This window comes from Magnetospirillum sp. XM-1 (assembly GCF_001511835.1).
Taxonomy (GTDB): Bacteria; Pseudomonadota; Alphaproteobacteria; order Rhodospirillales; family Magnetospirillaceae; genus Phaeospirillum.
This window is the reverse complement of record NZ_LN997848.1, coordinates 3977929-3989571: the sequence shown is the minus strand read 5'-3', so window position 1 is coordinate 3989571 and position 11643 is coordinate 3977929. Positions and strand designations below refer to the sequence as shown.

Genomic DNA, 11643 nt, shown 5'->3' with positions numbered 1-11643 from the left:
CGGGGAGGCAGGCCATGGCGGAAGCCATCGCGAAATCGGGTGCGGTTCGGCGCGAGCGCCTGATGCGCAGCCGGTCCCTTGCCAAGACCGGCATGGCGGCGGCCATGGGCGCCCTGGTGCTGACCGGTTTTCTGCGGGGGCGCAACGCCAGGGTGGCGCATGTGGTGGCCGGGGTGGCGCTGCTGGGACTGTCCTACTGGCACCATACCCTTTACGCCAACGACCCGCTGAAGCGCACGGCGTGAGGGTGGTGGCGCGTCCGATGGGGCTATGCTAATTTAGAAAAACCAGATTGGTCCGGAGGGACGAGGGTTTTGGATCGAGGCGGTTGGATGGGAACGGCGAAGCGGTTGGGCGCCCTTGGGCGGTGGGCCGCGTGGCTGGCTGTCCTGGCCCTGGCCTTCCAGTTGCTGTTGCCGACCGGCCCGGTCCAGGCGGCGGCGTTCGATCAGGCTCTCGCCGCCTCCATCTGCCATTCCTCGCCCGAATCCGACGCCCAGGCGCCGGCCAAGGCGGTGCACGACCATTGCCAGTTCTGCCAGTTGCACGCCGGAATCAAGCTTCTGGCGCCTCCGGCCCTGAGCGGGCCGGCCCTGCCGCGCGACGTTCTGTTCGCCGTCGTTCCGGCGGCCGATTCCATCGGGATCGTGCATCCCGTCCATCTGCCGCAAAGCCAGCGCGGACCGCCCTCCCACTCCTGACGCATCCTTAGAGGCGATCGCCGGTCGCCTCTTTCCGTCATGGAGTCTGGAGGACGAAAGATGAGCGTTTCCACCGTCAAGAACGCGGACAAGGCCAATTCGGTCGGCCTGGGGTCGCTGGTGCTGGGCACCGGCCTGACCGTCGCATCCCTGATCCTGGTTCCCGCCCTGTCGCAGAGCCTGGGGGTCGGCCCCAGCCTGACCGGCGCATTGCGTGTGGTGCTGATGAAGGCGGCGGCCAGAGTCTGATGAGATCAAGCGGTTTGATGCGAAAATCCGACGCCTTTCTGCTTTTGTCGGCGGCATTGCTGGTGCTGCTGGGCGCCAGCTTCGCCGACGCCGCCCTGGGGCGCGTGCGCGGGGCGGCGGCGCTCGACGCCAGGGCCGAGATGGTGGAGAGGCTGGGGCTCACCGACCTCGTCCTATTCACCGAGGCTCGCTACACCCGCCACCCCAGCCAGGCCGATCTGCATTCCGCCTTTCAGGATCATCCCTTCGCCATGGATCATTTCCCCACCGGATCGCTGCTGCCGCCGCCCATGAAGAGGGCGCGGCCATGAGGGTTTGGCTCAACAGGCAGCGCAACCTGCTGGATTTCAGCCTGTCGTCCCTGTCGCGCCGCCGGGGCAAGACGCTGGGCATGCTGGTGGTCTACACGGCCATCGTCTTCGTGCTGGCCTCGGTGATGCTGTTTTCCCACGCGGTGCGGCGCGAAGCGGCCACCGTGCTGGCCAAAAGCCCGGAAGTGCTGGTCCAGCGCATGGTGGCCGGGCGTCACGACCTGATCCCCGCCCGCCACCTGGACGCCATCAAGGGCATCAGGGGCGTGCAGACGGCCGAGGGGCGGCTGTGGGGCTATCTGTTCGATCCGGCCGCCGCGGCCAATTACACCCTGATGGTGCCGACCAACCCCCGCATCGAGCCGGGCAAGGTGGTGATCGGCGACGGGGTGGTGCGGGTGCGAAGCGCCGATCCCGGCGATTTGATGAGCTTCCGCGCCCATGACGGCGCGCTGGTCCAGTTCAAGGTGGAAAGCGCCATCTCGCGGGACTCCGCTTTGGTCTCCGCCGATCTGTTCTTGGTGGCGGAAGAGGATTTCCGCCGCCTGTTCGGCATTCCCGCCGGGCTTTACACCGATCTGGCCATCTCGGTGCGCAACCCCCGCGAGGTGGGCAAGATCGCCGAGAAGATCGACGCGGCGCTGCCCGACACCCGCATCGTTCTCAGGGATGAGATCCTGCGCACCTACGAATCGGTGTTCGACTGGCGCGAGGGCATGCTGCTGGTGCTGCTGGCCGGCTCGGTCCTGGCCTTCGGCATCTTCGCCTGGGAGAAGGCGTCGGGCCTGTCGGCGGAAGAGCGGCGCGAGATCGGCATTCTGAAGGCGGTGGGCTGGGAGACCGGCGACGTCATCCGCTTGAAGATGATGGAAGGCCTGGTGGTGTCGCTGTCGGCCTTCCTGGTCGGCTATCTGCTGGCCTACGCCCATGTCTTCCACCTGGGCGCCGGGCTGTTCGAGCCGGTCTTGAAGGGCTGGGCGGTGCTGTATCCCAAATACCGGCTGACGCCCTTCGTCGACGAACTGCAGGTCGCCACCCTGTTCTTCTTCACGGTGTTTCCCTACACCATCGCGACCGTGGTGCCCATCTGGCGCGCCGCCATCGTCGATCCCGATCAGGTGATGCGATGATCCATCTCAGCGACGTGCGCAAGGCCTTCAACCAGGGCAAGGCCAACGAGTTCTGGGCGTTGAAGGGCATCGACCTCACCGTTCCGGCCGGCAAGGTGACGGTGTTCCGGGGACCGTCGGGCTCGGGCAAGACCACGCTGCTGACCCTGGTGGGCTGTCTGGCGCGCCCCACGTCCGGGCGGGTGCGGCTCAAGGACCGCGACATCTCGGGCCTGCCCGAGCGGTTCCTCACCGACATCCGCCGCTCCACCTTCGGCTTCGTGTTCCAGCAGTTCAACCTGCTGAAGGGCATCAGCGCCCACGAGAACGTGATGATCCCGGCCTATCCCTTAGGGACCGACCGTCATCAACTGAGCGCGCGCGCCCACGCCCTGATGGAGAGTCTCGACATCGCGGCCAAGGCCCATTCCATGGCCGAATGGCTGTCGGGCGGCGAGGCCCAGCGCGTCGCCATCGCGCGGGCCCTGATCAACGACCCCGAGGTGGTGATCGCCGACGAGCCCACCGCCAATCTGGACAGCGAGCGCTCGAAACAGTTCCTCGGCATCGTCGAGACCCTGAAAGGGGCGGGCAAGACCGTGCTGATGACCAGCCACGATCCCCTGGTCTGCGACACGGCGGTGGTCGACCATGTGGTGTCCTTGCGCGACGGCCAACTGGTGGAGGCGCGCTGATGCTGTTCCAGCCGGCCATCATCGCCCTGCTGCTGGCCTCGTTGGTCGGCACCATGATGGTGGCCGCCTCCATGCCCTTCGCCGTCGGCGTGCTGCGGCGCTGGGACACCGCCAGCGGGTCGGAAGCCCAGCTGGAAATGGAAAAGCGCACCTATCTGGTCTCCACCCTGCTGGTGGTGGTGCTGGCCTCGGAACTGGCCTCGCTGGTGCTGTTCGTGTTCAACGCCGACCGCATGTCCTCGCTGTTCGTCGGCGCCATGTGCGCGGTGGGAACGCTGAACGTCAACGAGTTCGGCTTTCCCTCGCTTTACCTCAAGATCGTGGTGTTCTTCGCCGCCGGGGCCTGGCTGGTGCTCAACCACGTGGATTCGCGCGGCTACGACTATCCGCTGGTGCGGGTGAAGTACGCGGCGCTGCTGGTGCTGGCGCCGCTGATGGCCTTGGCGGCGGGGGTGCAGCTGGCCTATTTCCTGGGGCTTCGGGCCGACGTCATCGCCTCGTGCTGCTCCACCCTGTTTTCCGGCAATACCCAGGTGACCAGCGACAAGCTGAACTCCGTGGCGCCCGAAGGCGCGCTGGCCGCCCTGGCCCTGGCCCTGGGCGCGGTGGTGCTGCTGGGACGCCGGGTGCTGCGTTCGGGCCGGGGCGCCATCCTCTACGCCGCCGCTTCGGTGCTGGCCTTCGTGGTGGCGCTGGAGGCGGTGGTGGCGGCCATCTCGGTCTACATCTACGAAATGCCCCAGCACCATTGCCCGTTCTGCATCCTGAAGGGCGAGTACGGCCATGTGGGCTACGCCCTCTATCTGCCGCTGTTCGCGGCCGCCGTGCTGGGCCTGGGGGGCGGCGTGGCCCAGCCGGCAGCGCGCATCGCCAGCCTGGCCGAGGCGGCACCGCGCATCGCGCGCCGCTGCGTCGCCTCGTCCATGGCCGGCTTCGGCCTGTTCGCGGCGGTGACGGTCTGGCTGATCTGGCGCTCGCACCTGATCCTGATCGAGCCCGAGCGGCTCTTGTCCATCCTGGGGGGACAGCCATGAAGGTATTGCGTTTCCTGGCCGTCCTGCTGCTGCTGGCCGCCTGCGGCGAGGGAGGCGGCAAGGCTCCCCATGTGGGCGAAGCGCCGCCCGCCTTCAAGCTGACCACCCTGGAGGGCGGCGCGGTGGATTATCCCGCCCAGCTGGCCGGCAAGGTTGTGGTTCTGCGCTTCTGGGCCACCTGGTGTCCGTTCTGCAAGGACGAGATGAAGATGATCCAGGCCGTCTGGAGCCAGTCCCGCGACAAGGGGCTGGAGGTCCTGGCCGTCAATGCCGGGCAGGAAAAGGCCGACATCGCCGATTTCGTCGCCAAGCTGGGGGTTTCCTATCCCGTGCTGCTGGACCCCGGCTCCAAGACCACCCGCCAATACGGCGTCACCGGCCTGCCCATGACCCTGTTCGTGGGCCGCGACGGCAAGATCAAGGGCCGCATCCTGGGCGAGACCGACGAGGCCACCTTCCGCCGCAAGGTGGAGGAATTGCTATGAGCGAGGCGGAGACCTGCGACCTTTGCGGTCTTCCGGCCCCGCCGGGAAGCGCACACTTGAAGGCCGGGGATCGTGACCTGGTGTTCTGCTGCGAGAGTTGCCGGGGCATCTGGGTGATGCTGAACCCGGACGCCATCAAGGACAAAGGGGACAAGAAATGATGAGCAACGAAACCAACCATCTTGGACATGAACTTGGAAAGGGGGCCGTCATGGCTGTGGGTTATGTGGCGGGCAAGAGCCTGTTCGGACGTCTTTTGGGCCATCCGGTGGTGATGCTGGGGGCGGGAATCGCCATCGGCTATCTCGGCTTCAAGTACCGGAAGGAGATCACCGCCGCAATGGCCAAGGCCAACGACTTGGGGCGCGACATGGTGCTGAACGCCAAGGAGAACCTGGCCGATCTGGTCGAGGAATCCCGCGAGGCCGAGGAAGCCAAGGCCAAGGAATAGCGGGGGGAGGCTGTGGCCATGATCGGTGGAAGGGGGAAGGCGGCCCAGGCCGCCCGTGAAGCCCGCGCCAAGGTGCTGTGGCAGGCGATGACCGTCCGTCACCGCTCGAAAGGCCATGTGCGCTTCGACCTGCCGGAACCGCTCTGCACGCCGCAGGCGGCTTTGGTGCTGGCCGGCGGGCTGGAGGGGATGGAGGGCGTCTACCGCGTCCACGTCTTCTCCGGCCAGGGCAAGCTGTCCATCCGCTGGTTCGAGGATGTCTGCACGCTTGCCGACATCGCCCGGCTGCTGGCCGGGCTGGTGGGCGAGGCCGTGGACCTCGACCAGGTTCCGCCGGCACCGGGCGAGGAGCCGGTGGAGCCCTCCTGGCTCGACCGGCTGAAGGCGGCGGCGCCGGTCCGCGCCATGCGCCAGCGCTACGACGATCTGAAGGCCAAGGCCGACGTGGTCCGCCAGATCGTCGCCATCAAGACCGGCAAGCCCATTCCCGGCGGCGTCGACCTGCAGGAATGGATCATCCATTTCCTGAACGATCTGGTGGCCTTCTATCTGATCCGCCAGCACTGGGACCGCATCGTCGGCCAGTGGCTGCCCCGGCCGTGGGCCTTCCGCTACCAGTGGATGACGGTGATCTACCTCACCTTCCTGCTGGTCCGTTATCGCAAGGGGGCGGTGCCCAAGGTGAAGAAGTGATGGAAGCCGTCCAGGTCGTCCACCAATTGCGGCGCCGCGTCCGCGTCCTGGTCCCGGCGCTGAAGGGCGAGGACGAGCGGCTGTGCCTGCTCGACATCTTGTTGCGCAAGCATGCCGCCATCAAGGACGTCCGGGTGGTGCCGGCCATCGCTTCGCTGGCGGTGCGCTTCGACCCCCGGCTGATGCCGGCGGACAACCTGCTGCGCCTGCTCGACACCGTGGCGGGCAACGTGGCCCGCGCCCCCAGACAGGCCCCGCCGCCGGTGGAATGCGCCGAAGGGGCGGCGGGCGAGGTCAGCGTGGCGGTGGAGGGCATGACCTGCGCGTCCTGCGCCGCCCTGATCCAGATGAGTCTCAACCGCGACCCGTCCATCCGCTCCGCCAACGTCAATTACGCCACGGCCACCGCCACGGTGGTGGGGAATCTCGACCGGCCGGCGCTGGAGGCCCGCATCGGGGCGCTGGGCTATCAGGCCCGGCCCATGGACACCCTGTCCCAGCGCAAGATGATCGTCGAGCGCGAACGCCGGCATGTGCGCGAAGCGCGGCGCCGCGCCATGGTGTCCTGTCTTCTCAGCCTGCCGGTGATGGCCATCGGCATGGCCATGCCGCGCTCGCGGTTCTGGCACGTGGTGGAATTCGCGCTGACCACTCCGGTGGTGCTGGGGGCGGGGCGGCCGTTCTTCACCCGTGCCGTCAAGCTGGCCAGGAACCGCACCGCCAACATGGACACCCTGATCGCCCTGGGGGCGGGGGCGGCCTATGGCCATTCGGTGACCTCGCTGCTGGCCGGACGGCACCACCTCTATTTCGAGGCGGCGGCGGGCATCGTCTCGTTCGTGCTGCTGGGCCGCTGGCTAGAGGAGCGCGCCAAGGGCAAGGCCGGCGACGCCATCCGCCGTCTGCTCGACCTGCAGCCGCCCACCGCGACGGTGGTGAGGAATGAGGTCGAGGTGGTGGTCCCCGTCGATGATCTGGTGGTCGGCGACGTGCTGGTGGTGCGCCCCGGCGAACGCGTGCCGGTGGACGGCGAGGTGCTGGGCGGACGCACCACCATCGACGAATCCATGGTCACCGGCGAAAGCATGCCGGTGGTCAAGGGGCCGGGCGATCCGGTGATCGGCGGCTGCATCAACGGGGCGGGCAGCTTCCGCATGACCGCCCGGGCCGTGGGCCAGGACACTGTGCTGGCCGGCATCGTCCGCATGGTCGATCACGCCCAGGCGGCCAAGTTGCCGGTGCAGCGCATGGCCGACCGGGTCTCCGCGGTCTTCGTGCCGGGCGTGGTGGCGGTGGCGGGCGTGACCTTCGCCACCTGGCTTGCCCAGGGAGCCAGGCTTTCGACCGCGCTCGGCAACGCCGTTTCGGTGCTGCTGATCGCGTGCCCCTGCGCGCTGGGTCTCGCCACCCCCACCGCCATCATGGCCGCCACCGGACAGGCGGCCCGGCGTGGTATCTACATCCGCAACGGCGAGGCGCTGGAAACCGCCTCGGGCCTTTCCGTGCTGGTCTTCGACAAGACCGGGACGGTGACGGAAGGCCGCCCGGTGGTGTCGCGCCTGGACGTGGCAGCAGGCTTCGAGCGGGCGGAGATGCTGGCCCTGGTGGCCGGGGCCGAAATGGGCTCCGAGCATCATCTGGGCCGCGCCGTCATCGATTATGCCCGCTCGCTGGGCATCGAGCCGCTCCGCGCCGACGAGGTCACCGCCGAGATCGGCAAGGGCATCACGGCGCGTGTCGGCGGGCATACGGTATTGGTGGGCAGCCACGCCTTCCTGGCCGAGCGCGGCATCGCCGCCCATATCCCGGCCCTGGCCGGACAGACCCCGGTGCTGGCGGCTATCGACGGGCGCTTCGCCGCGCTGTTCGGTATTTCCGACCGGCCGCGTTCCACCTCGGCCGCCGCCATCGCCCGCCTGCACGAGTTGGGAATCCGCACCATCATGGTGACCGGCGACGTGGACGCCGCCGCCCGGGCCATCGCCGCCGAGGTGGGCATTCCCGAGGTGGTGGCCCAGGCCTCGCCGGCCCGAAAGCAGGAGATCGTCGCCGAGCTGCGCGCCTCGGGCGAATCGGTGGGGATGATCGGCGACGGCATCAACGACGCGCCCGCCTTGGCGGCGGCCGACGTGGGCTTCGCCATCGGCACCGGCACCGACGTGGCCATCGAGGCGGCGCCCGTCACCCTGGTGAACGGCGACATCGCCAAGGTGGCCGAGATGATCGAGCTGTCGCGCAAGACCATGCGCATCATCCGCCAGAACCTGGTGTGGGCCATGGGCTACAACACCATCGCCATTCCCGGCGCGGCCTTGGGCGAACTCAGCCCCATGGTGGCCTCGTCGGCCATGGCGCTGTCCTCGGTGTCGGTGGTGACCAACTCGCTGCGGCTGCAGAAGGACCGTTAAGTGGCGGGCGAGATCGACTACACCCTGGCCTTCATGGCCGGCATCCTAGGCAGCGGCCATTGCGTCGGCATGTGCGGCTCGCTGGTGTCGGCCTGCTTCGTGCGCATGGGCGAGGCGGGCAGGGGAATGGTTCCGGCGCTGGCCTATCACGGGGCGCGGGTGTCGGTCTATGTGCTGGTCGGCGTCATCGCTGCCGCGCTGGGCCTCGCTTTGGTCTCCACCGGCATCGTCGGCAAGGTGCAGGGCATCCTGCAGATCGTCGCCGGGCTGGTGGTGATCCTGCTGGGGCTCGACATCTTAGGCCTGCTGCCCCGGCGGCTGCCGCTGGTCGGCGTGCCCATGGCCGCTTTCGGCCGCTATTACTTCGCCGCCGCCGCCAAGGGAGCGGCCAAGGGCGCCGCCATGGCCGGATTGATGAACGGGCTGATGCCCTGCGCGCTGACGCTGGCCGTGGCGGTCAAGGCCAGCACCGCGCCGGAAATCTGGCAGGGTGGGGGGCTGATGCTGGCCTTTGGCCTCGGCACCCTGCCGTCCATGCTGTTCGTGAGCTTCGTGCTGGGGCGCCTGGGGGCGCGGGCACGCGGGTGGCTGCTGAAGGGCGCGGCCATGGTGGTCATCGTCTTGGGCGCGGCGACCCTGATGCAGGGGCTGCGCTTCTTCGCGGTGATGAAGAATCTGTCCAACTGGTGAGTTGTCTTGGAGAGGAGAACAGAATGAATCGTCGTAAGTTCCTGGCGGCCGGCACCGCCCTTAGCGTTGCCGCCACGGTCGCCGCTCCGGTTTCCGCCGCCGAGGGCGACGGCACGCCCATGCAGTTCATTCCGAAGAAGCCCAAGGACCCGACGCCCCTGGTGGACGAACTCGCCAAGTACCCGAAGTGCCCCTATTGCGGCATGGATCGCAAGGAGTACCATTTCAGCCGCCATCTGGTTCACTACTCGGATGATCTGGTGGACGGCACCTGTTCGCTCCATTGCGCCGCCGTGTCGCTGTCGGTCAACCTGGACCGGGTGCCGAAGGCCATCTACGCTCCCGACAACGGCTCGGGCGAGGCGCTCAAGCCCATGACCAACGCCGAAGCGGCGTCCTATGTCATCGGCGGCGACCATCGCGGCGTGATGACCAAGAAGCCCAAGACCTCGTTCGCCTCCAAGGTGGCGGCCGAGGCCGCCAAGGGATCGGGCGAGGTGGTGGACTTCGACAAGGCCCTGATGCTCGCCTATATGGGCATGGCCGAGGACACCATGATGATCCGCATGAAGCGGGAGGAACGCCGCAAGAAGATGATGGGCGACCATCAGATGCACAAGGGCTGAGGACGATGGCGGGAGCCGTCCGTGGCTCCCGCCCATTCCCATAAGGACGCGCGATGCGATTTTTCACCACCCTGCTGCTGTGCCTTTTCCTGCTGTCCGCCCGCGCCCAGGCCGGCGAGGTGGTGGTGGCCCCGCCCGGACCCAATTCCGTCTGTCCGGTCTGCGGCATGTTCGTCGCCAAGTACCCGGAATGGGTGGCGGCCGCCGTGTTCAAGGACGGCCACGCCCATTACTTCGACGGCGCCAAGGACCTGTTCAAGTTCATGCGGGACGTGGGGAAGTTCGATCCCGGCCACAAGGCCGCCGACATCGCCATCGTCGCGGTCACCGACTATTACGGCGTCCGGACCATCGACGCGCGCGGCGCTTTCTTCGTGGTGGGGTCCGACGTTCTGGGGCCCATGGGCCACGAACTGGTGCCGCTGGCGTCCAGACAGGACGCCGACGAGTTCATGGCCGACCACAAGGGCAAGCGCATCGTGTCCTTCGAGCAAGTGGGCGACGAAATTCTGAAAGGCCTGGACAAGGGCCAGGTCAAGTGAGGGCGGTTTCCCTTCCCGAGGAAGAAATGTGGGCGGCCATCGCCGCCGGAGTACCGGACCCGGCCATCGGCGAGGGCCTGCGGCGGCGCCAGGGACTGCTGTCGCCCTGCGCGATCCAGCTTCCCCGTCACGAGGCCGAGCGGATCGAGCGGGCGGTGCATGCCCTCGACGCCGCCTTCGCCGATTCCGTCCTGGTCGAAGCGGCGCTGGAGATCGCCCGGGGCGAAGGCCTGCCCGACCATGGCCTGGGTGGCTGGATGCTGGGCTTCGACTTCCACCTGACGCCCGAGGGGCCGCGCCTGATCGAGATCAACACCAATCCCGGCGGCATGCTGGCGGTGGCGGTGCAGGCCCGCGCCCTGGCCGCCTGCCGGCCCGAATTGGGCGAGCCCCCCGAGGTGGAGGGGATCGCGCTGGACGCCTTTCTGGACGAATGGGAACGCCAGCGCGGCGAGGTCACGCTCGGCCGGGTGGCGATCATCGACGACGATCCGCCCAGCCAGTACCTGGAGCCCGAGTTCCAGCTCTACCGCAGCCTGTTCCAGCGGGCCGGCTATCAGGCCGAGATCATGGACCCCGGCCAGTTCCGGGCCGGCGCGGTGGACATGGTCTATAACCGGCTGGTGGATTTCAGCCTGGATTCGGCGGCGCACCGGGCGCTGGCCGAGGCATGGCGGGACGGCCGCACCGTGGTCACTCCCGATCCCAGGGCCCATTTCCTCTATTCCGACAAGCGGGTGATGGCGCTGCTTTCCGACGAGCCGGCGCTGCGCTCCATCGGCGTGCGCCCCGATATCGCCGCCGACGTCGCCCGCGTGGTGCCACCCACCATTCCCGTCACCGCCGCCAACGCCGAGGAGCTGTGGGCCGGGCGCAAGCGCTGGTTCTTCAAGCCAGCCAAGGGCCATGCCGGCAAGGCGGTCTATCGCGGCGAGAAGCTGTCGCGCTCGACCTGGCCCACCATCCTGGCCTCGCCCTACGTGGCCCAGCTTTACGTGCCGCCGTCGCGCCTGCGCCCCGACCACGTGGAGGACGAGATCAAGGTGGACATCCGGGCCAATGCCTGGGGCGGCCGCGTCGTCCAGCTGGCCGCCCGGCTGTACCAGGGCCAGACCACCAACTTCCGCACCCCGGGCGGCGGCTTCGCCCCGGTGTTCGTGGCCTGAGCCATATAACGGAAACAGCCCTGAAACGGCGAAAGGCCCCCGGTTTCCCGGAGGCCTTTCATGGTGCTGCCGAATGGAATCGAACCATCGACCTTACCCTTACCAAGGGTATGCTCTACCGACTGAGCTACGGCAGCAATTCTTTTCGAAGCGCGGGCGCCCCGTGAAGAGGGGCGCTTTATGCCACACTCGATATGCCGACGCAAGCGTCTTTCCGGGCTCTTGACGCGCTTTTCTCCAGGGCTCAAAACTGGCGGCCATGAGCGACGATAACAACCCGAAATTCTCGGCCCGCGGCCACGCAGAAGCCGCCGCGCGCCAACGCCGCCAGGCCGAGGCTCTGCGCGCCAATCTGGCCCGGCGCAAGGCCCAGGGGCGCGCCCGCGCCGAGGGCGATGAGGAGGCCCAGGCTGGGGGCGAGCCTTGCTCCACCCCCGACCCTGGAGTACAAGAAGCCGAGAGTTGAAAAGGGGGGAGCGCCCG

The 11643-nt window shown here is 68.0% G+C and carries 17 protein-coding genes and 1 tRNA gene; 17 read left to right on the top strand and 1 reads right to left on the bottom strand.

What is annotated here, in order from left to right:
- The first annotated feature begins 14 nt into the window (after positions 1–14).
- The 16 genes from XM1_RS18405 to XM1_RS18335 all read left to right on the top strand — a co-directional run bounded on the left by XM1_RS18405 (position 15) and on the right by XM1_RS18335 (position 11160).
- Positions 15–245: a hypothetical protein gene (locus XM1_RS18405; protein WP_197603088.1), complete on the top strand. Its 231-nt coding sequence runs from the start codon at positions 15–17 to the stop codon at positions 243–245.
- 87 nt (positions 246–332) lie between these two features.
- Complete coding sequence (locus XM1_RS18400) at positions 333–701, top strand: DUF2946 family protein (protein ID WP_082700599.1); 369 nt, start codon at positions 333–335, stop codon at positions 699–701.
- Positions 702–761: 60 nt separating this feature from the next.
- Entirely contained in the window at positions 762–950 is a 189-nt protein-coding gene (locus XM1_RS18395; RefSeq protein ID WP_068436058.1) for a hypothetical protein, read from the top strand.
- A 17-nt stretch (positions 951–967) separates the two neighbouring features.
- Positions 968–1261: a hypothetical protein gene (locus XM1_RS18390; protein ID WP_068436056.1), complete on the top strand. Its 294-nt coding sequence runs from the start codon at positions 968–970 to the stop codon at positions 1259–1261.
- On the top strand, positions 1258–2391 hold the full coding sequence (locus tag XM1_RS18385; RefSeq protein ID WP_068436053.1) for an ABC transporter permease: 1134 nt from the start codon (positions 1258–1260) through the stop codon (positions 2389–2391). The genes XM1_RS18390 and XM1_RS18385 overlap by 4 nt, the downstream gene beginning before the upstream one ends.
- Positions 2388–3065, top strand: coding sequence for an ABC transporter ATP-binding protein (locus tag XM1_RS18380; RefSeq protein ID WP_068436052.1), 678 nt, complete (start codon positions 2388–2390; stop codon positions 3063–3065). The genes XM1_RS18385 and XM1_RS18380 overlap by 4 nt, the downstream gene beginning before the upstream one ends.
- Positions 3065–4099, top strand: coding sequence for a hypothetical protein (locus tag XM1_RS18375; RefSeq protein WP_068436051.1), 1035 nt, complete (start codon positions 3065–3067; stop codon positions 4097–4099). Before XM1_RS18380 ends, XM1_RS18375 begins: the two co-directional genes overlap by 1 nt.
- Positions 4096–4584, top strand: coding sequence for a TlpA disulfide reductase family protein (locus XM1_RS18370; RefSeq protein WP_068436049.1), 489 nt, complete (start codon positions 4096–4098; stop codon positions 4582–4584). The genes XM1_RS18375 and XM1_RS18370 overlap by 4 nt, the downstream gene beginning before the upstream one ends.
- Positions 4581–4745: a metal-binding protein gene (locus XM1_RS24260; protein ID WP_156428785.1), complete on the top strand. Its 165-nt coding sequence runs from the start codon at positions 4581–4583 to the stop codon at positions 4743–4745. Before XM1_RS18370 ends, XM1_RS24260 begins: the two co-directional genes overlap by 4 nt.
- Before the next feature lie 50 nt (positions 4746–4795).
- A complete protein-coding gene (locus XM1_RS18365) occupies positions 4796–5035 on the top strand; it encodes a hypothetical protein (RefSeq protein ID WP_231920581.1) in 240 nt (79 codons plus the stop codon).
- An 18-nt stretch (positions 5036–5053) separates the two neighbouring features.
- Complete coding sequence (locus tag XM1_RS18360) at positions 5054–5728, top strand: hypothetical protein (protein ID WP_068436047.1); 675 nt, start codon at positions 5054–5056, stop codon at positions 5726–5728.
- Complete coding sequence (locus tag XM1_RS18355; RefSeq protein WP_068436046.1) at positions 5728–8136, top strand: heavy metal translocating P-type ATPase; 2409 nt, start codon at positions 5728–5730, stop codon at positions 8134–8136. Before XM1_RS18360 ends, XM1_RS18355 begins: the two co-directional genes overlap by 1 nt.
- Positions 8137–8826 (top strand): sulfite exporter TauE/SafE family protein, encoded by a 690-nt coding sequence (locus XM1_RS18350; RefSeq protein ID WP_068436044.1) that lies wholly within the window; start codon positions 8137–8139, stop codon positions 8824–8826.
- 23 nt (positions 8827–8849) lie between these two features.
- Positions 8850–9452, top strand: a complete 603-nt coding sequence (locus XM1_RS18345) for a nitrous oxide reductase accessory protein NosL (protein ID WP_068436042.1) — start codon at positions 8850–8852, stop codon at positions 9450–9452.
- A 53-nt stretch (positions 9453–9505) separates the two neighbouring features.
- Entirely contained in the window at positions 9506–9994 is a 489-nt protein-coding gene (locus XM1_RS18340) for a nitrous oxide reductase accessory protein NosL (protein ID WP_068436040.1), read from the top strand.
- A complete protein-coding gene (locus XM1_RS18335; protein WP_231920580.1) occupies positions 9991–11160 on the top strand; it encodes a hypothetical protein in 1170 nt (389 codons plus the stop codon). The genes XM1_RS18340 and XM1_RS18335 overlap by 4 nt, the downstream gene beginning before the upstream one ends.
- 61 nt (positions 11161–11221) lie before the next feature.
- Here the strand turns inward: XM1_RS18335 and XM1_RS18330 are convergent.
- Positions 11222–11297: transfer RNA gene (locus tag XM1_RS18330), tRNA-Thr, on the bottom strand.
- A 122-nt stretch (positions 11298–11419) separates the two neighbouring features.
- Here XM1_RS18330 and XM1_RS24255 point away from each other — a divergent pair.
- Positions 11420–11626, top strand: a complete 207-nt coding sequence (locus tag XM1_RS24255) for a hypothetical protein (RefSeq protein ID WP_156428784.1) — start codon at positions 11420–11422, stop codon at positions 11624–11626.
- Positions 11627–11643: the final 17 nt, after the last annotated feature.